Origin of the sequence: Arcobacter sp. CECT 8989, from assembly GCF_004116715.1 — a bacterium.
In the GTDB taxonomy this organism is placed as follows: domain Bacteria; phylum Campylobacterota; class Campylobacteria; order Campylobacterales; family Arcobacteraceae; genus Halarcobacter.
On sequence record NZ_PDKE01000041.1, the window covers coordinates 1 to 694 of the forward strand.

The following is a 694-nucleotide window of genomic DNA, read 5'->3' on the forward strand; positions in this document are numbered from 1 at the left end:
CCGGTGCGCTGCACCCGGCCGGCGGTGTCGCACCACCGCCGCAGCGCGCGGCATCGCGCGGGTGGGGCTGGGGGCCGGGGGAGGAAGGCTGGCTGATGGACCGGCCGATTATGATGGGCGGCCGCGACGATGCACAGCCGCGGTGGCGTTGGGATGAGGCAATCAATAAACCCTACCCCCGCCGGAATGGTGCAGAAATGTCGATATCCCGTATCTGCTGGGATACTGGCGGGATTGACCCGACCATTGTGTATGAACGCTCGAAAAAACATGGGCTGTTCCGGGTGATCCCCATTAAAGGGGCATCCGTCTACGGAAAGCCGGTGGCCAGCATGCCACGTAAGCGAAACAAAAACGGGGTTTACCTTACCGAAATCGGTACGGATACCGCGAAAGAGCAGATTTATAACCGCTTCACACTGACGCCGGAAGGGGATGAACCGCTTCCCGGTGCCGTTCACTTCCCGAATAACCCGGATATTTTTGATCTGACCGAAGCGCAGCAGCTGACTGCTGAAGAGCAGGTCGAAAAATGGGTGGATGGCAGGAAAAAAATACTGTGGGACAGCAAAAAGCGACGCAATGAGGCACTCGACTGCTTCGTTTATGCGCTGGCGGCGCTGCGCATCAGTATTTCCCGCTGGCAGCTGGATCTCAGTGCGCTGCTGGCGAGCCTGCAGGAAGAGGATGGTGC

General features: G+C 59.2%; 1 protein-coding gene. It reads left to right on the forward strand.

All coding sequences use genetic code 11. The annotated features are described in order from the left end of the window. On the forward strand, nt 1-694 hold a 694-nt coding region (locus CRV02_RS14315; protein ID WP_258239326.1), incomplete at both ends, for a terminase gpA endonuclease subunit.